Genomic DNA, 17,943 nt, shown 5'->3' with positions numbered 1-17,943 from the left:
GATAAGCGCAAAATTATACACAAATTCTACGCTTTTGCAAATTAGTTTGTAGCAGTATCTAGAGTCGCTTGATCTAGAGATACGCCAGCACCCATTGTAGTAGAGATGCTTACTTTCTTCAGGAAAGTACCTTTCGCTGAAGTTGGTTTTGCTTTTTTCAGTGCAACTAAAAGAGCTTCTAGGTTCTCTTTAAGTTGAGCAGCATCAAAATCTACTTTACCGATAGTAGTATGGATGATGCCGTTTTTGTCGTTACGGTAACGAACCTGACCAGCTTTAGCATTTTTAACTGCTTGAGCAACGTTAGGAGTTACAGTACCAACTTTAGGGTTTGGCATAAGACCGCGAGGACCTAGGATAGTACCTAGTTGACCAACAACGCGCATTGCATCAGGAGAAGCAACAACAACGTCAAAGTTCATTTCGCCTTTCTTAACTAGCTCAGCAAGATCTTCCATGCCTACTAGATCAGCGCCAGCTTCTTTAGCAGCTTCTGCATTTGCACCTTGAGTGAACACAGCAACACGGATATCACGACCAGTACCGTGAGGCAGTACAGTTGCACCACGTACGTTTTGATCTGATTTACGTGCATCAATGCCAAGGTTAACAGCAACGTCAACACTTTCATTGAATTTAGCAGTAGCTAGTTCTTTAAGAAGAGCAACAGCTTCATTGATTTCGTAGTCTTTAGTAACTTCCACTTTTTCGCGGATATTACGCATACGCTTAGTAAGTTTAGCCATTCTATTAACCCTCTACCACTAGACCCATTGAACGAGCAGTACCAGCAATTGAACGCTTCATAGCTTCAATGTCAGCACCAGTCATGTCCGCAGCTTTAGTTTCTGCGATCTCTTGAATTTGAGCGTCAGTAACAGTACCAACTTTCTCACTGTTTGGACGACCAGAACCAGACTTAACGCCAGCAGCTTTCTTAAGAAGAACAGCAGCAGGTGGAGTCTTAGTTACAAACGTAAAAGAACGGTCGTTGTATACAGAGATAACAACTGGAGTAGGTAGACCTTTCTCAACAGATTCTGTTCTTGCGTTAAACGCTTTACAGAATTCCATGATGTTCACACCGTGTTGACCTAGAGCAGGACCAACTGGTGGACTTGGGTTCGCCATACCTGCTGCAACTTGCAGTTTGATATAAGCTTCAACTTTCTTAGCCATAATATTTCCTAATTTTGGGTTCAAACGCCATCCAACTGGATTAGCTCCCCGTTAACAAAAACGCGCGAAATTATAATAATAATCCGCGCGTTTTACAATAGCTTTGCTGATTTTTCGATCAGTTTTTTTCTACTTGACTAAACTCTAGTTCAACTGGAGTTGCACGGCCAAAGATAGAAACAGATACTTTGATACGACTTTTTTCATAATCGACTTCTTCAACAGTACCATTAAAGTCAGCGAATGGACCTTCAGTAACACGAACCACTTCACCTGCTTCAAATAATGTCTTAGGACGAGGAGCTTCGCTCGCTTGTTCAAGACGATTTAAAATAGCATCCGCTTCTTTATCAGTGATTGGTGCAGGGCGATCTGAAGTACCACCAATGAACCCCATAACACGTGGAATACTACGTACTAAGTGCCATGATTCATCATTCATGATCATTTGCACTAACACGTAACCTGGGAAAAATTTACGTTCGCTTTTACGACGTTGGCCAGCACGCATTTCTACCACTTCTTCAGTTGGTACAAGTACTTCGCCAAATAACTCTTCCATGTTATGAATTTTAATATGTTCGCGTAACGATTGTGATACACGACCTTCAAAACCTGAAAAGGCTTGAACTACATACCAACGTTTCTTTGGAGCTTCACTCATGATCACTTATCCTCAAACACCTGTGATTAAGCCAATTAGTCTAACCATAATACCATCAATACCCCATAAAATCAGAGCCATTACGATACATACAGCAAGAACAATGAAAGTTGTTTGCGTTGTTTCTTGGCGCGTAGGCCAAACAACTTTACGTACTTCCATTCTTGATTCGCGAGCAAATGCAATTGCAGTTTGACCTTTTGCTGTGAAGGCAGCAATACCACCAGCAGCAGCAATCAATGCAACTACACCGGCAGCTCGAATAACAACAGATAAATCAGCTAGTAAATAATTACCAATAACCGCAGCAGAAAGTAGTACTAAAACTAGTAACCACTTAATTGTATCAACTGCGCCTGAAGTTTCTGTCGTCTCAGTATTTGTTTTCATAAACCAACCTGTGACATAACTAAAATCATTTTCTATCATTAGACAGAAATTCAAAAACAAGAGTAAATATACCTTACTCTCTTCATCCTATAAACCAGCGATTTGCTAATTTATCTGCGCTGTGCTCTGCATTTTCTTAAAATTGTAGAGCAAAAATAAAACAACACACAATACAACGCAGAAAAAGGGCATCGAATGATGCCCTTTTTATTAGTACTTAGTCAAATCTTAAGCAAAGATTTTAGCAACAACACCAGCACCAACTGTACGGCCACCTTCACGGATTGCGAAGCGTAGACCTTCGTCCATTGCGATTGGAGCGATTAGCTCAACCGTCATTTGAACGTTGTCACCAGGCATTACCATTTCAACACCTTCTGGAAGTGTGATATCGCCAGTTACATCCGTTGTACGGAAGTAGAACTGTGGACGGTAGCCTTTGAAGAAAGGAGTATGACGGCCACCTTCATCTTTAGAAAGAACGTATACTTCTGACTCAAATTTAGTGTGTGGGTTGATTGAACCTTTAGCAGCAAGTACTTGGCCACGTTCAACGTCATCACGCTTAGTACCACGTAGAAGTGCACCAACGTTCTCACCTGCACGACCTTCGTCAAGCAGCTTACGGAACATTTCAACACCAGTACATGTAGAAACTGTTGTGTCTCTGATACCAATGATTTCTACTTCGTCACCTACACGTAGGATACCACGTTCGATACGACCAGTTACAACTGTACCACGACCTTGGATTGAGAATACATCTTCAATTGGTAGTAGGAACGGTTGGTCTACAGCACGCTCTGGTTCTGGGATGTAAGAGTCAAGTGCAGCTGCAAGCTCAACAATCTTGTCTTCCCACTCTTTTTCGCCGTTTAGTGCGCCAAGAGCTGAACCTTGAATTACTGGTAGATCATCACCTGGGAAGTCGTACTCAGAAAGAAGTTCACGAACTTCCATTTCAACTAGCTCTAGAAGCTCTTCATCATCAACCATATCACATTTGTTCATGAATACGATGATGTAAGGAATACCAACTTGACGACCAAGTAGGATGTGCTCACGTGTTTGTGGCATTGGACCATCTGTTGCAGCAACAACTAGGATACCACCATCCATTTGAGCAGCACCTGTGATCATATTTTTAACATAATCGGCGTGTCCAGGACAGTCAACGTGTGCGTAGTGACGTGCAGGAGTATCGTACTCAACGTGAGAAGTTGAGATTGTGATACCACGCTCGCGCTCTTCAGGAGCGTTATCGATTGATGCGAAATCTTTAGCAACACCACCGTACACTTTTGCAAGTGTAGTACAGATAGCAGCAGTTAGAGTTGTTTTACCGTGGTCAACGTGGCCGATAGTACCAACGTTTACGTGCGGTTTCGTACGTTCAAATTTTTCTTTAGACATGATAGTCCCTCTAGGTACGGCTATTGGTGGCATATAATATGACCACGTAACCAAAAAAATTCATTTGAAATAATAAAGGAAAAATAGGAGATGGAGCGTGCAGCGGGAATCGAACCCGCATCATCAGCTTGGAAGGCTGAGGTAATAGCCATTATACGATGCACGCAATGAAACTCGACAGAGCTATTTTACCTTGAAATATGGTGGAGGGGGACGGATTCGAACCATCGAAGCTTTCGCGGCAGATTTACAGTCTGCTCCCTTTGGCCACTCGGGAACCCCTCCAAATTTTAATTTCTTTTATAACTAAAACTAGAAATAAAGAAAATGGTGCCGACTACCGGAGTCGAACTGGTGACCTACTGATTACAAGTCAGTTGCTCTACCTACTGAGCTAAGTCGGCACAATTGGTGCGCATTCTAGTTAATCTCGAAATATCATGCAACTTAAAAATCAAATAAAATGCCTTTTTTTACTTTTTCAATGGAATTTATGTATATTCAAGCTAATTCATCGTTGAAAATAAGATAAGAACACTTTTTTCTTATTCTACCTTATTGTATTGTTCACTCTTCATTATCTCCAACTGGTAAGCAATGTGAGTTCTTATTTAACTTTTTCTCGTGAAAACTGGGCTGAATTACGAAATTCGACTCCTTTAACATTAACCGAGCAGGAACTTACACATTTACGAGGTATTAATGAAGAAATCAATATAAACGAGGTTGAAGAGATTTATCTTCCATTAATTCGCTTACTTCAACTTAATATTGAAAACCATAGAGAGAAAAATGCCATTTTAGAGCACTTCCTTTTAAATGACGCTATCAACTCTCCTTTCATTATTGGTATTGCAGGAAGCGTTGCTGTAGGAAAAAGCACAACAGCAAGAATAATTCAAACTCTACTCAATCAACTAATACCAAGCTTAAAAACAGACCTCATAACAACTGATGGTTTTTTGTACCCTAATCAAGTATTAAATGATAAAGCCATAATGCACAGAAAAGGATTCCCAGAATCTTATGACATGCCTTCTCTGGTTTCATTCATTGCCGATATTAAAGGTGGGAAACTTAATGTAGAAGCTCCTACCTATTCACACCTAACTTATGATATTACAGAAGAAAAAAAAATCATTTCTAAGCCTGACATTCTAATTATTGAGGGACTAAATGTTTTACAAAATAGTTATGACTACCCCAATAAACAACATAATCGGTTTGTCTCTGATTTTTTAGACTTTTCAATCTATGTTGATGCATCTAAAGAACAATTAAAGCAGTGGTATGTTGAACGCTTCTTAAAACTTCGAACAAGCGCATTTAAACAAAAAGGGGCTTATTTTTCTCATTATACTGAATTATCTATAAAAAAATCGATAGAAAAGGCGCAATACATATGGGATACAATAAATGGTCTCAATTTAGAAGAAAACATATTACCTACTAAAAACAGGGCTAATTTAATTTTATCAAAAACAAAAAACCATTCAGTTAACCATGTTTCAATAAGAAAATAATCAATCTTTTTGAATTGAGATTTCGCCACCGACAAACGAATGTTGTTGTCCATTAATGTCTAGTAATATAGCACCCTGATCATCAATGCCTTTACAGATACCTTCAATATTAGTAGCACCTAACTGCAGCGTAATACGTTGCTCAATATAATTATCAAGAGCCTTCCATCGCTCAATAAATGGACTTAGTCCATTATTTTCAAACGATAGCATCGTTTCATGCAAAGAGCTTAATAATTCATTTGCTAGCTTATTCCTTTGATTACCTTTTCCTAAAATAGACTTCAGATCAATCCATGGCTGTCCTATTTCAACATTAAAACGGTCATCCAGCTCCACATTAATACCTACTCCGATAACAATATGTGCAGCACCACCAGACTGTGCTGAAAGTTCAATTAAAACACCCGCTAACTTTTTATTATTCCAATAAATATCATTCGGCCACTTCAATTTTAAATTAGAACAACCAAGCTGTTCTAACGCATTAACAACAGCAATACCAACTGCAAGGCTTAACCCCATAGTGGCAGCTAAACCATTCTCAAGTTTCCAATACAAAGAAAAATAAATATTACTCCCAAAAGGAGACACCCAGCTTCGCCCTCTTCGACCCCTTCCGGAAGTTTGATACTCAGCAAAACAAGATTGCCCAGACTCTAAGCCTTCCATTTCATTTAATAAATATTGGTTGGTTGAATCAACAACGCCTAAAAGTAGTGGTTCTGGTAATTTCCTATACACTATTTTATCAGAAGAGAGGAGTTCAATCGGAGCTGATAACGCATACCCCTTACCTTTAACTTTATATATTAACAATCCCCAATTTTGAATAATTGATATGTGCTTACTAATCGCTGAACGAGAGATATTTAAGCAGTTACCAAGATCTTCCCCAGAATGGAACTGCCCATCACTTAACTGTTGGAGTATTGCTAATTTTTTAGAATGCTCTTTCATTAAACAGCTCCGATAACAAAGTTTCTCTTTCTCCTGAGTAAAACCTAACTTCGTGCTCTAATTCTATTTGATACATTTCAAACACTTTAGTTTTTACATAATGAGCTAACTCTAAAACATCCTTAGATGTAGCATTACCATTATTAACTAGAACAAGCGCTTGTTCTTTATGAACTCCCGCACCATTAACTTCAAACCCTTTAAGCCCAGCGTTATCAATCAACCAGCCTGCAGCAACTTTCTTTTTATTTCCAAATGCATACCCTGGAATATTAGGATATTTAATGAGTAAATCGGCATACTTTTCGTTAGATATAATTGGATTTTTAAAAAAACTCCCTGCATTCCCTAATACATCTGGATCTGGTAGTTTGGCACTTCGAATTTTACATATTTTTTCATATACATCTTTTACTGTTACTCCATTTTTGTTTAGACTCGCTAATGGACCATAAGTCAGTAAGGGCTGCCATTTTTTAGTTAAACGTAAAGTAACGGCAGTAATTATCACTTTATCTTTTAATTGTTGTTTAAAAATCGAATCTCTATAACCAAAAAGACATTCATCATTATTTAATCTTTTTAATGTTAACGTAGCCAGCTCTAAATACTCCACGGACTCACAAAGATCCTTTAACTCCAACCCATAAGCCCCTATATTTTGAATAGGAGAAGAACCTACACAGCCAGGGATCATCGCAAGATTCTCTACACCATAATAGTTACGCTCGACACACCACTCAACAAAAGAAGGCCAGTCTTCACCACTTGAAACCGTAATTAAATAACTATCTTCAAGCTCATCAACCTTCTTTCCAAAAAGTCGATTAAGAACGACAATTCCAGAAAAAGATCCACAAAACAAAGTATTACTTCCTCGACCTAGGGGGAGTTTTTTATATTCAGAATATTCGTCACATGACCATATCTGAATTAAATCCTTAATCGTTTCTGCTTCTAAGATCAGCGCTGCATGCTCATTTAAAGAAAAACTATTGTAAGATTTTAAATTTTTAGTAGGTAAAATTTTCATATCAACTGTATTTAAAAGGCTAAATTAAGTACATTCTAACTTAATACAATACAACTATATAGAATACTACAAATGAATCTTACCGTTTCTTATTTAGAAAAAATTCGCCTTCCACTGTTACATAAGTTATATAAAGACAATTACCCGTCTGGAAAACCTAAAGGAAATGAAAAAATAGTGGTATTGGAAACACATAATAAAATCATCGGTTCTATACGAATAAAGACTTATGAAGACTGTCACTTCCTAACAGGAATGATGATAACAAAAGAAATGAGACAACAAGATTTAGGCAGTTACCTTTTGCAAAATCTAACCCCATTTCTGCCATTAAGTCTTTCTTATTGCTTATGCGAACCAACCTTAACTAGTTTCTACCTACAAAATAGTTTTAAGTATGCTGAATACAACTCGGTACCGAATTCAATTAAAATTAAATATGACCGCTACACAAAAGATGGCAAAATCTTAGATATTTTAGTATATAAAAATTCAACTATTTGATATTACTCTCGGCAATAGCCATTTAGTTTGCTAAAATTATCGATCTTATATTGATAATTTAATGATCGGTTATGAATTCAAAACCTCAAGAAAGTAAAGAACAGCTATCTAAGCTCCCAATGTTGTCTCAAAATCCTGAGAATATTAAGACTCTTCATTCGGCTGAGGATTTTCGGTATGAGCTTTTAAAACAAATAGAAAAAGCTAAGCACCGTATCTATATCGTAGCTCTTTATTTAGAGAACGATGATGCTGGGCGTGAGATATTTACGGCGCTATACGAAGCCAAACAAAAACAGCCAACTCTTGATATTAATGTCCTTGTTGACTGGCATAGAGCACAGCGAGGCTTAATTGGTGCCGAAGCCAGTGATGGTAATGCTGCTCTTTATCGAGAATTTTCTGAAAAATATAAACATCCAATAAATGTATTAGGTGTACCTGTTCGAAATAAAGAAGTATTTGGTGTTCTTCATCTTAAAGGCTTTATTTTTGACGATACGGTTATTTACAGTGGTGCGAGTCTGAATGATGTATATTTAGCCCACAAAGAAAAATATCGCTTTGACAGATATCATGTTTTGAATAACGCATTTTTAGCGAATTCAATGGTTTCATTTATCAATAAAACATTAGTATCTAGCCCTGCAGTAAATTGCTTATCACAACAAAACCGTCCTAATACAAAAACTTTACGACCTGCAATAAAAGAGCTTCGAAAACAGCTTAGCTTGGCAAATTACCAGTTCACACCTCAAATGAGAAAAGCAGGGGAAGTGGGCATTACACCTTTGGTTGGTCTTGGGCGTAAAGGAAATAAGTTAAATAACCATATAAAGCTACTACTAGCTTCTGCAACGTCTGAAATTACAATTTGCACACCTTATTTCAATTTCCCTAAACCAATAGCAAAAGAGCTTAGAAAAGCCTTACAGCGTGGTGTAAAAGTAACTATTATTGTTGGTGACAAAACTGCTAATGATTTTTATATATCGCCAGAAGAAGAATTTAGAACGATTGCGGGTTTACCTTATTTATATGAAATAAACCTTAGGACTTTTGCTAAAGCCAATGAAGCATCAATTGCAAACAGACAACTCTCCCTTCATTTATGGAAGCATGAAAATAACAGTTTCCATTTAAAAGGAGTCTGGGTAGATAATGAGTTCACTCTAATTACTGGTAGTAATTTAAATCCAAGAGCTTGGAAGCTAGATTTAGAGAATGGATTGCTATTACAAGACCCAGAACAGTTACTTCTTGATGAAAAACAATCTGAATTGAGCGTAATATTAAAGCACACGCAAGTTATTGGCTCATATAAACAAATTGATAAACTAGATACCTACCCTTCTGACGTAAAACGTTTAATAAAACGAATCAAACGTATCAAAGCAGATCATATCTTAAATCAAATTCTATAACTAAAAAATTAAAGTATGAGGATAGGAGACTACCCTCATACATTCCCCTTCAATCAAAACCTTTTCCAAATTATCATACCAATTCCGTTAATTAACTTGTCAACTTTAACCAATCTCTAAAGCTGATGCTTTTATCTTCACAAAATCGATTCCACGCTCCACATAATGTCTCTACAATATCGTCATAGTTTTCGAAACATCTGTTTGCTACTTCATTTTGACGGAGCCAACTCCATGTAAGCGTTTAACTAACCACACATATCAATATTAAGAATGCTTTGCCATAGTATCTTTTTAATCGGAGGTATTATGGATCAGCAAAGTAAGCGCGATCATTGGACTAATATTTTAGAGCAACAGAAAGAGAGTAACCTATCTATTAAGCAATTTTGTATTGATAATGAAATAAGCTACCAAACCTTTTATTACTGGTCAAAGAAGCTCAGCGAGTCAGAAGTCACAACAAAAATTCACCCCATTATCGTGACAGAGCTAACACAAGAGCAGTCGAATATTGTGGTGCTGACATTAAATAATGGCCTTCGTGCCGAGTTACCAGCAAATCTTAATTTCAAACAAATCAAACATTGGATTGATGCATTGCAATGATACAGTCAGAAAAGGTTTACCTCGTCGTTGGCGTCACCGACATGAGAAAATCCATTGATGGCTTATCACTCATTGTCGCCGAAACGCTGGAAATGGACCCATTCAGTGAAGCCTGGTTTATTTTTTGTAATCGCAATCGAGATAAACTCAAGATCTTGTTTTGGGATACCAATGGCTTTTGGCTTTATTATCGTCGCTTAGAAAAAGGAACCTTCAAATAGCCAACACCCAATATTGATGGTACGCTCCACATTAGCAGGCAACAACTCAACTGGCTTTTATCAGAGCTGACTTTAGATCATGCTGAAGATAAGTTACTTATTGCCAAACAAGAAGAAGTCGCTGAATTAAAAACGCAAGTTGAACTCTTGGTTGAGCAACTAAACCTGAATAAATCTAAGCGCTTCTCATCACAAAGTGAAAAAGTACCAAAAGGTACTTTTAATGAGGCCGAGCAGCAAAAAGCGCTCCCTAAATCTAATGATGAAAAGAAAAAACAGGTCGCAAGCCTCTACCAAAAGAGCTTGAGCGTGAGATACACAAGCATGAACTGAATGCTCCTTACTGTGAATGTTGTGATGAACCATTGCATGAATGCGGTGTAGAAACCTCAGAAGATCTTAAAATCATTCCTCAAAAGGTCAGTGTTATTCGCCACGAGCGCACTAAGTACGCTTGTCGCCAATGTGAAAAAACACAAACCAAATCCAACATTATCACCGCACCAAAGCCCGCTAGCATGATCCCAAAAAGCATAGGAAGCGCTGACGCCTTTGCGGCAGTCGTGACCGCTAAATACGTGGATGCCTTGCCATTGTATCGTCAGGTCGACATATTAAACCGCTCAGGCATTGATATAAGTCGTGCGACGTTAGCCAATTGGTGCGTTCAGTTGGGTAACAAAGTGAAACCAATCATTGATGAAATGAAATCAAGACTGCTTAATGAAAAGCTTATCTGCGCAGATGAAACCACAGTACAAGTGCTACGCGAAGAAGATAGAAAAGCGCAAAGCAAATCTTATATGTGGGTTTACCGGAGTGGTGAATTCATTAAAACCCCTGTAGTTATCTATGATTATCACCCAAGCCGTGCAGCAACGTGTGCAAAAGACTTTTTAGGTGATTACTCAGGATACTTACTCTCTGATGGCTACAGCGTATACGACACATTAGATGCCATAACACAAGCCGCGTGCATGGCACACGTTCGTAGAAAATTCACCGATGCACAAAAAGCGTCACCCTCTAAAAAAGCGGAAAAACCTGAAAAAGCCCTCAACTTCATCGCCAAACTTTACGGCGTAGAAAAAAAGGCAAAGGGATTATCTGCAAATGAGCGACAAAAGATAAGAAAACAGGAAGCAGAGCCTATATTGAGTGAATTTAAAGCGTTGCTTGATGTTCAAAATGTCTTACCAAAAGGGGCATTAGGTAAAGCTATCGCCTACACTCAAAAACAATGGCCTAAATTACTCACCTATCTTGAGGATGGTGATATCAGCATCGATAATAATGTCACAGAAAGAGACATTAGGCCGTTTACCACAGGTAGAAAAAACTGGATGTTCTCGACTTCTGTAGAGGGTGCGAAGGCGAGTGCTAACTTGTATAGCTTGGTAATGACATGCCGCGCTAATGACATTAACCCGTATTATTACTTCCAGTATTTATTTACGGAGTTACCTAAACGTGATCCAGCTGATGATATGTCGGATCTTATGCCGTGGCTCGTTGAAATGAGTGATGCAGAGTAAAGCATCACTAGTTCATTAAGCGCTTACAACTCCATACCTGTTCTATAGGGTTAAGTTCTGGAGAATAAGGTGGGATATGGATTACTGTGAGGTTATTAAATTCATCGGCAAGATACCTCTGGTGCCAACTCGCTTGATCCATGATAACAACAGCATGCTTGCCTACTGGCGTAGCTTGAGAAATCAATCTGAGTTGCTCTTTCATCGCTTCCATATTGCTCAGGGGAACCACTATCGCTTCAGCTTCTCCTGTCGTGACACATACTGCTCCGAAAAGGTATGCATACTCAAATTGCTGTTGTTGTACTACTCTAGGCCGCGTACCTTTTTCTGCCCATATCCGCGTTGTTGTATTTCGCTGACCAAATCGAGCCTCGTCTTGAAACCATATTTGAACATCTTTTAAGGCTACATGGCCAGGGATCTTAAGGATTGTTTCGATTGGGAATTTTTTTAAAAGCTTCTTGAGCTTCGACTGACTGCTTAGGATGTTTAGAGCGAGTAGTAATCCAACTCAAACCTATGTCATGTAATAACAGATAGAGCGCCGACTTTTTATATAATGTATTGAAATTGCTTTCTATATAAAGCCCAATATCTCTCGCTTGAAGACGACCGCCACTCTCATTTACGGCATGTTCGATAACATATTCTTTGAGGTGTAATTTTTGCTCATTTGTTAGGCGATGAGGTCTACCTGAATGTGGTTTCTCTTGAAGCCCTTCAAGACCATTATCGAGATATGCTTTGACCCATTTATTGACGCTTACTCTGCTAACTTTAAGGTACTTAGCTATTTTGGTGCGACTTTTACCGTCAACAAAATAAGAAACGGATAAATAACGCATTCTAAGTCGAGCATTGGATGTGGAATTAATCAAACTCGGAAAATCATGCTTCATAAGGACTCCTTTTAAGAGTCCATATTAGATCATAAAATTAACGGAATTGGTATAACCAACTGAACTACCGCTTCGCAGTGTCTATTCAGCATCATTCTACTTTTATACAAACGTAAAAAAGCCCTAATCTTTCGATTAGGGCTTTCTTTGGTATAGTGGCGGAGTGGACGGGACTCGAACCCGCGACCCCCGGCGTGACAGGCCGGTATTCTAACCAACTGAACTACCACTCCGCAGTGTCTATTCAGCATAAATGCTATTTTTGATTTTACTTTTTATTAAAAAGTAAAATAAATAGGAGCCTGGCGATGTCCTACTCTCACATGGGGAAACCCCACACTACCATCGGCGCTATTACGTTTCACTTCTGAGTTCGGCATGGGATCAGGTGGGTCCATAACGCTATGGTCGCCAAGCAAATTCTTTCTATCTACCTCAATAAGAGATAAATAATAATCTGGAAAGCTGTTTCTCTATATAAAGAGCTGTTCTTAATCACATTCAATCTGTTTCTTGTTACTTCAAATCCGTTCAAAACCCCTTGGGTGTTGTATGGTTAAGCCTCACGGGCAATTAGTACAGGTTAGCTCAATGCCTCGCAGCACTTACACACCCTGCCTATCTACGTCGTAGTCTCCAACAACCCTTTAGGATACGTAAAGTATCAGGGATGACTCATCTCAAGGCTCGCTTCACGCTTAGATGCTTTCAGCGTTTATCGATCCCGAACTTAGCTACCGGGCAATGCTACTGGCGTAACAACCCGAACACCAGAGGTTCGTCCACTCCGGTCCTCTCGTACTAGGAGCAGCCCCTTTCAATCATCCAACGCCCACGGCAGATAGGGACCGAACTGTCTCACGACGTTCTAAACCCAGCTCGCGTACCACTTTAAATGGCGAACAGCCATACCCTTGGGACCGACTTCAGCCCCAGGATGTGATGAGCCGACATCGAGGTGCCAAACACCGCCGTCGATATGAACTCTTGGGCGGTATCAGCCTGTTATCCCCGGAGTACCTTTTATCCGTTGAGCGATGGCCCTTCCATTCAGAACCACCGGATCACTATGACCTGCTTTCGCACCTGCTCGAATTGTCATTCTCGCAGTCAAGCGGGCTTATGCCATTGCACTAACCACACGATGTCCAACCGTGTTTAGCCCACCTTCGTGCTCCTCCGTTACTCTTTGGGAGGAGACCGCCCCAGTCAAACTACCCACCAGGCACTGTCCGCAACCCCGATAAGGGGCCAACGTTAGAACATCAAGCATACAAGGGTGGTATTTCAAGATTGCCTCCACCAATACTAGCGTACTGGTTTCAAAGGCTCCCACCTATCCTACACATGTAGGGTCAATGTTCAGTGCCAAGCTGTAGTAAAGGTTCACGGGGTCTTTCCGTCTAGCCGCGGGTACACTGCATCTTCACAGCGATTTCAATTTCACTGAGTCTCGGGTGGAGACAGCGTGGCCATCATTACGCCATTCGTGCAGGTCGGAACTTACCCGACAAGGAATTTCGCTACCTTAGGACCGTTATAGTTACGGCCGCCGTTTACTTGGGCTTCGATCAAGAGCTTCGACCGAAGTCTAACCCCATCAATTAACCTTCAAGCACCGGGCAGGCGTCACACCGTATACGTCATCTTACGATTTAGCACAGTGCTATGTTTTTAATAAACAGTTGCAGCCACCTGGTATCTGCGACTCCCGGCAGCTTAGAGAGCAAGTCTCATCACCGCTAGGAGCGTACCTTCTCCCGAAGTTACGGTACCATTTTGCCTAGTTCCTTCACCCGAGTTCTCTCAAGCGCCTTAGTATTCTCTACTCGACCACCTGTGTCGGTTTGGGGTACGATTTCTTATAATCTGAAGCTTAGAGGCTTTTCCTGGAAGCATGGCATCAATGGCTTCACTACCGTAGTAGCTCGACATCGTGTCTCAGCCTAACAAGAGTCCGGATTTACCTAAACTCTTAGCCTACGCACTTGAACTTGGACGACCGTCGCCAAGCCCACCTAGCCTTCTCCGTCCCCCCATCGCAATTATAAGAAGTACGGGAATATTAACCCGTTTCCCATCGACTACGCTTTTCAGCCTCGCCTTAGGGGTCGACTTACCCTGCCCCGATTAACGTTGGACAGGAACCCTTGGTCTTCCGGCGAGGGGGTTTTTCACCCCCTTTATCGTTACTCATGTCAGCATTCGCACTTCTGATACCTCCAGCAGCCCTTACAGACCACCTTCAACGGCTTACAGAACGCTCCCCTACCCAGCACAATAAATTGCACTGCCGCAGCTTCGGTGTATAGTTTAGCCCCGTTACATCTTCCGCGCAGGCCGACTCGACCAGTGAGCTATTACGCTTTCTTTAAATGATGGCTGCTTCTAAGCCAACATCCTGGCTGTCTGAGCCTTCCCACATCGTTTCCCACTTAACTATAACTTTGGGACCTTAGCTGGCGGTCTGGGTTGTTTCCCTCTCCACGACGGACGTTAGCACCCGCCGTGTGTCTCCCGGATAGTACTTACTGGTATTCGGAGTTTGCAAAGGGTTGGTAAGTCGGGATGACCCCCTAGCCTTAACAGTGCTCTACCCCCAGTAGTATTCGTCCGAGGCTCTACCTAAATAGATTTCGGGGAGAACCAGCTATCTCCAGGTTTGATTGGCCTTTCACCCCTAGCCACAAGTCATCCGCTAATTTTTCAACATTAGTCGGTTCGGTCCTCCAATTGATGTTACTCAATCTTCAACCTGCCCATGGCTAGATCACCTGGTTTCGGGTCTATATCCAGAGACTGAACGCCCAGTTAAGACTCGGTTTCCCTACGGCTCCCCTAAACGGTTAACCTTGCCACTGAATATAAGTCGCTGACCCATTATACAAAAGGTACGCAGTCACATAACAAGTATGCTCCTACTGCTTGTACGTACACGGTTTCAGGTTCTATTTCACTCCCCTCACAGGGGTTCTTTTCGCCTTTCCCTCACGGTACTGGTTCACTATCGGTCAGTCAGTAGTATTTAGCCTTGGAGGATGGTCCCCCCATATTCAGACAGGATATCACGTGTCCCGCCTTACTCGTTTTCACTGATGATGAGATGTCGGTTACGGGGCTATCACCCTGTATCGCGGCACTTTCCAGAGCCTTCACCTGTCTCATTAAAAGCTTAAGGGCTAACCCAATTTCGCTCGCCGCTACTTTCGGGATCTCGGTTGATTTCTCTTCCTCGGGGTACTTAGATGTTTCAGTTCTCCCGGTTTGCCTCGCTGCGCTATGTATTCACGCAGCGATACTAGCTTATGCTAGTGGGTTTCCCCATTCAGAAATCCCAGACTCAAAAGGTTTTTACTACCTAATCTGGGCTTATCGCAAGTTAATACGTCTTTCATCGCCTCTGACTGCCAAGGCATCCACCGTGTACGCTTAGTCACTTAACCATACAACCCCAAGAGGTTTCGTATGGACCATTTGCTTTCACTTTTAAAAAGTGAAGACAAAACAGCAACCAAGGTTGAACTCGTCATTACGAGTTCTGGTTTTTCGCCGGATTCAAAATACAAGAACACTTGAATGTGTTTTTAATTTGTTTATTTAAGATAAACAAAAGATATTAAGAACTTTTAAATTTTGATTTAGATAACTCGTAAGTTATTTAAATCAGTCAGCTTTCCAAATTGTTAAAGAGCTTAAAGCAAAAAGCTTTAATCAATAATCGAAATCATTAATTAAAGCTCTGTCACTTCAACTTATTAAAACCTAATCAATCTGTGTGAACACTCATAAATTGCAATCTATCGTTTAAGGAGGTGATCCAGCCCCAGGTTCCCCTAGGGCTACCTTGTTACGACTTCACCCCAGTCATGAACCACAAAGTGGTGAGCGTCCTCCCGAAGGTTAAACTACCCACTTCTTTTGCAGCCCACTCCCATGGTGTGACGGGCGGTGTGTACAAGGCCCGGGAACGTATTCACCGTGACATTCTGATTCACGATTACTAGCGATTCCGACTTCACGGAGTCGAGTTGCAGACTCCGATCCGGACTACGACGCACTTTTTGGGATTCGCTCACTATCGCTAGCTTGCTGCCCTCTGTATGCGCCATTGTAGCACGTGTGTAGCCCTACTCGTAAGGGCCATGATGACTTGACGTCGTCCCCACCTTCCTCCGGTTTATCACCGGCAGTCTCCCTGGAGTTCCCACCATTACGTGCTGGCAAACAAGGATAAGGGTTGCGCTCGTTGCGGGACTTAACCCAACATTTCACAACACGAGCTGACGACAGCCATGCAGCACCTGTCTCAGAGCTCCCGAAGGCACTAAGCTATCTCTAGCGAATTCTCTGGATGTCAAGAGTAGGTAAGGTTCTTCGCGTTGCATCGAATTAAACCACATGCTCCACCGCTTGTGCGGGCCCCCGTCAATTCATTTGAGTTTTAATCTTGCGACCGTACTCCCCAGGCGGTCTACTTAACGCGTTAGCTCCGAAAGCCACGGCTCAAGGCCACAACCTCCAAGTAGACATCGTTTACGGCGTGGACTACCAGGGTATCTAATCCTGTTTGCTCCCCACGCTTTCGCATCTGAGTGTCAGTGTCTGTCCAGGGGGCCGCCTTCGCCACTGGTATTCCTTCAGATCTCTACGCATTTCACCGCTACACCTGAAATTCTACCCCCCTCTACAGCACTCTAGTTCACCAGTTTCAAATGCGGTTCCGAGGTTGAGCCCCGGGCTTTCACATCTGACTTAATGAACCACCTGCATGCGCTTTACGCCCAGTAATTCCGATTAACGCTCGCACCCTCCGTATTACCGCGGCTGCTGGCACGGAGTTAGCCGGTGCTTCTTCTGTCGCTAACGTCAAGATGTGCAGCTATTAACTACACACCCTTCCTCACGACTGAAAGTACTTTACAACCCGAAGGCCTTCTTCATACACGCGGCATGGCTGCATCAGGCTTTCGCCCATTGTGCAATATTCCCCACTGCTGCCTCCCGTAGGAGTCTGGACCGTGTCTCAGTTCCAGTGTGGCTGATCATCCTCTCAGACCAGCTAGAGATCGTCGCCTTGGTGAGCTCTTACCTCACCAACAAGCTAATCTCACCTGGGCTAATCTTAGCGCGAGAGGTCCGAAGATCCCCCTCTTTGGTCCGAAGACATTATGCGGTATTAGCTATCGTTTCCAATAGTTATCCCCCACACTAAGGCATATTCCCAGGCATTACTCACCCGTCCGCCGCTCGTCAGCAAATTAGCAAGCTAATTCCTGTTACCGCTCGACTTGCATGTGTTAGGCCTGCCGCCAGCGTTCAATCTGAGCCATGATCAAACTCTTCAATTAAAGTTTTTTGGTTTGTTTCAGCAGAAACAAAACCGGCTCAATGATTAATACTGATTGTTACATAAAAGTAATTTTGTGTAGTCACTCAGTTCATTGATTATTTTGTTCGTCTTACTTCGAGAAGTAAGAGCAAACTAGTGATTATCAACTCACAAGTGCCCACACAGATTGATTTGGTTAAATTGTTAAAGAGCGTTGTCTTTCAACCACTTAGCGCTTCAGCTTCGTCGTTTCAGGC

The 17,943-nt window shown here is 41.4% G+C and carries 12 protein-coding genes, 4 tRNA genes, 3 rRNA genes and 3 pseudogenes; 6 read left to right on the top strand and 16 right to left on the bottom strand.

What is annotated here, in order from left to right; translation table 11 throughout:
* Positions 1 to 41: 41 nt before the first annotated feature.
* From rplA to AC2IP4_RS00735, 8 genes are all read right to left on the bottom strand, one after another.
* Entirely contained in the window at positions 42 to 746 is a 705-nt protein-coding gene (gene rplA / locus AC2IP4_RS00770) for a 50S ribosomal protein L1 (protein WP_105053811.1), read from the bottom strand.
* Positions 747 to 750: 4 nt separating this feature from the next.
* The gene (gene rplK / locus AC2IP4_RS00765; protein ID WP_060992738.1) at positions 751 to 1,179 is read right to left on the bottom strand and encodes a 50S ribosomal protein L11; all 429 of its coding nucleotides are present in this window, start codon (positions 1,177 to 1,179) and stop codon (positions 751 to 753) included.
* A 118-nt stretch (positions 1,180 to 1,297) separates the two neighbouring features.
* The gene (gene nusG / locus AC2IP4_RS00760) at positions 1,298 to 1,843 is read right to left on the bottom strand and encodes a transcription termination/antitermination protein NusG (RefSeq protein WP_060992739.1); all 546 of its coding nucleotides are present in this window, start codon (positions 1,841 to 1,843) and stop codon (positions 1,298 to 1,300) included.
* Between the two features lie 12 nt (positions 1,844 to 1,855).
* A complete protein-coding gene (gene secE / locus AC2IP4_RS00755) occupies positions 1,856 to 2,233 on the bottom strand; it encodes a preprotein translocase subunit SecE (protein ID WP_023604471.1) in 378 nt (125 codons plus the stop codon).
* Positions 2,234 to 2,461: 228 nt separating this feature from the next.
* Complete coding sequence (tuf, locus tag AC2IP4_RS00750) at positions 2,462 to 3,646, bottom strand: elongation factor Tu (RefSeq protein WP_375321364.1); 1,185 nt, start codon at positions 3,644 to 3,646, stop codon at positions 2,462 to 2,464.
* Positions 3,647 to 3,737: 91 nt separating this feature from the next.
* A tRNA-Gly gene (locus tag AC2IP4_RS00745) sits at positions 3,738 to 3,812 on the bottom strand.
* Between the two features lie 35 nt (positions 3,813 to 3,847).
* Positions 3,848 to 3,931: transfer RNA gene (locus tag AC2IP4_RS00740), tRNA-Tyr, on the bottom strand.
* Positions 3,932 to 3,974: 43 nt separating this feature from the next.
* A tRNA-Thr gene (locus AC2IP4_RS00735) sits at positions 3,975 to 4,050 on the bottom strand.
* Between the two features lie 195 nt (positions 4,051 to 4,245).
* On the opposite strand from AC2IP4_RS00735, the gene coaA reads away from it, so the two are divergent.
* Positions 4,246 to 5,169, top strand: coding sequence for a type I pantothenate kinase (gene coaA, locus AC2IP4_RS00730; RefSeq protein WP_486310470.1), 924 nt, complete (start codon positions 4,246 to 4,248; stop codon positions 5,167 to 5,169).
* Here the strand turns inward: coaA and birA are convergent, their stop codons facing one another.
* Positions 5,170 to 6,129 (bottom strand): bifunctional biotin--[acetyl-CoA-carboxylase] ligase/biotin operon repressor BirA, encoded by a 960-nt coding sequence (gene birA, locus AC2IP4_RS00725; protein WP_486310469.1) that lies wholly within the window; start codon positions 6,127 to 6,129, stop codon positions 5,170 to 5,172. It abuts the gene before it with no gap.
* Positions 6,113 to 7,162 carry a UDP-N-acetylmuramate dehydrogenase gene (murB, locus tag AC2IP4_RS00720; RefSeq protein ID WP_375321367.1) on the bottom strand — a complete coding sequence of 350 codons (1,050 nt, stop codon included), beginning with the start codon at positions 7,160 to 7,162 and terminating at the stop codon, positions 6,113 to 6,115. Before murB ends, birA begins: the two co-directional genes overlap by 17 nt.
* A 72-nt stretch (positions 7,163 to 7,234) precedes the next feature.
* On the opposite strand from murB, the gene AC2IP4_RS00715 reads away from it, so the two are divergent.
* Together AC2IP4_RS00715 and pssA are read left to right on the top strand one after the other, a co-directional pair.
* Complete coding sequence (locus tag AC2IP4_RS00715; RefSeq protein ID WP_105053807.1) at positions 7,235 to 7,666, top strand: GNAT family N-acetyltransferase; 432 nt, start codon at positions 7,235 to 7,237, stop codon at positions 7,664 to 7,666.
* A 71-nt stretch (positions 7,667 to 7,737) separates the two neighbouring features.
* The gene (gene pssA / locus AC2IP4_RS00710) at positions 7,738 to 9,090 is read left to right on the top strand and encodes a CDP-diacylglycerol--serine O-phosphatidyltransferase (RefSeq protein ID WP_105053806.1); all 1,353 of its coding nucleotides are present in this window, start codon (positions 7,738 to 7,740) and stop codon (positions 9,088 to 9,090) included.
* Positions 9,091 to 9,181: 91 nt separating this feature from the next.
* On the opposite strand, the pseudogene AC2IP4_RS00705 reads toward pssA, so the two are convergent.
* Positions 9,182 to 9,325: pseudogene (locus AC2IP4_RS00705) on the bottom strand (IS630 family transposase); the annotation flags it as partial.
* A 74-nt stretch (positions 9,326 to 9,399) separates the two neighbouring features.
* Between AC2IP4_RS00705 and tnpA the strand changes: the two are divergent.
* The 3 genes and pseudogenes from tnpA to tnpC all read left to right on the top strand — a co-directional run bounded on the left by tnpA (position 9,400) and on the right by tnpC (position 11,455).
* Complete coding sequence (tnpA, locus tag AC2IP4_RS00700; RefSeq protein ID WP_486310468.1) at positions 9,400 to 9,699, top strand: IS66 family insertion sequence element accessory protein TnpA; 300 nt, start codon at positions 9,400 to 9,402, stop codon at positions 9,697 to 9,699.
* Positions 9,700 to 9,740: 41 nt separating this feature from the next.
* Positions 9,741 to 9,920, top strand: coding sequence for an IS66 family insertion sequence element accessory protein TnpB (tnpB, locus tag AC2IP4_RS00695; RefSeq protein WP_486310467.1), 180 nt, complete (start codon positions 9,741 to 9,743; stop codon positions 9,918 to 9,920).
* A gap of 66 nt (positions 9,921 to 9,986) precedes the next feature.
* Positions 9,987 to 11,455 (top strand): annotated as a pseudogene (gene tnpC / locus AC2IP4_RS00690) (IS66 family transposase).
* A gap of 19 nt (positions 11,456 to 11,474) precedes the next feature.
* Here the strand turns inward: tnpC and AC2IP4_RS00685 are convergent.
* From AC2IP4_RS00685 to AC2IP4_RS00665, 5 genes and pseudogenes are all read right to left on the bottom strand, one after another.
* Positions 11,475 to 12,357 (bottom strand): annotated as a pseudogene (locus tag AC2IP4_RS00685) (IS630 family transposase); the annotation flags it as partial.
* A 156-nt stretch (positions 12,358 to 12,513) separates the two neighbouring features.
* A tRNA-Asp gene (locus AC2IP4_RS00680) sits at positions 12,514 to 12,590 on the bottom strand.
* Positions 12,591 to 12,657: 67 nt separating this feature from the next.
* A 5S ribosomal RNA gene (gene rrf / locus AC2IP4_RS00675) occupies positions 12,658 to 12,773 on the bottom strand.
* Positions 12,774 to 12,909: 136 nt separating this feature from the next.
* Positions 12,910 to 15,800, bottom strand: a 23S ribosomal RNA gene (locus AC2IP4_RS00670).
* Positions 15,801 to 16,162: 362 nt separating this feature from the next.
* Positions 16,163 to 17,705 (bottom strand): 16S ribosomal RNA (locus AC2IP4_RS00665).
* The 16S, 23S and 5S rRNA genes sit together here with 1 tRNA gene alongside, the layout of an rRNA operon.
* Positions 17,706 to 17,943: the final 238 nt, after the last annotated feature.

Source organism: Aliivibrio thorii (assembly GCF_057368585.1).
Note: the sequence above shows the minus strand (reverse complement) of the source record. Positions and strands in the feature narration are given on the sequence as shown.

Bases quoted from the DNA above. Each gene is read 5' to 3' on its own strand.
- rplA (WP_105053811.1), bottom strand. From the start codon at position 746: ATGGCTAAACTTACTAAGCGTATGCGTAATATCCGCGAAAAAGTGGAA.
- rplK (WP_060992738.1), bottom strand. From the start codon at position 1,179: ATGGCTAAGAAAGTTGAAGCTTATATCAAACTGCAAGTTGCAGCAGGT.
- nusG (WP_060992739.1), bottom strand. From the start codon at position 1,843: ATGAGTGAAGCTCCAAAGAAACGTTGGTATGTAGTTCAAGCCTTTTCA.
- secE (WP_023604471.1), bottom strand. From the start codon at position 2,233: ATGAAAACAAATACTGAGACGACAGAAACTTCAGGCGCAGTTGATACA.
- tuf (WP_375321364.1), bottom strand. From the start codon at position 3,646: ATGTCTAAAGAAAAATTTGAACGTACGAAACCGCACGTAAACGTTGGT.
- birA (WP_486310469.1), bottom strand. From the start codon at position 6,129: ATGAAAGAGCATTCTAAAAAATTAGCAATACTCCAACAGTTAAGTGAT.
- murB (WP_375321367.1), bottom strand. From the start codon at position 7,162: ATGAAAATTTTACCTACTAAAAATTTAAAATCTTACAATAGTTTTTCT.
- AC2IP4_RS00715 (WP_105053807.1), top strand. From the start codon at position 7,235: ATGAATCTTACCGTTTCTTATTTAGAAAAAATTCGCCTTCCACTGTTA.
- pssA (WP_105053806.1), top strand. From the start codon at position 7,738: ATGAATTCAAAACCTCAAGAAAGTAAAGAACAGCTATCTAAGCTCCCA.
- tnpA (WP_486310468.1), top strand. From the start codon at position 9,400: ATGGATCAGCAAAGTAAGCGCGATCATTGGACTAATATTTTAGAGCAA.
- tnpB (WP_486310467.1), top strand. From the start codon at position 9,741: ATGAGAAAATCCATTGATGGCTTATCACTCATTGTCGCCGAAACGCTG.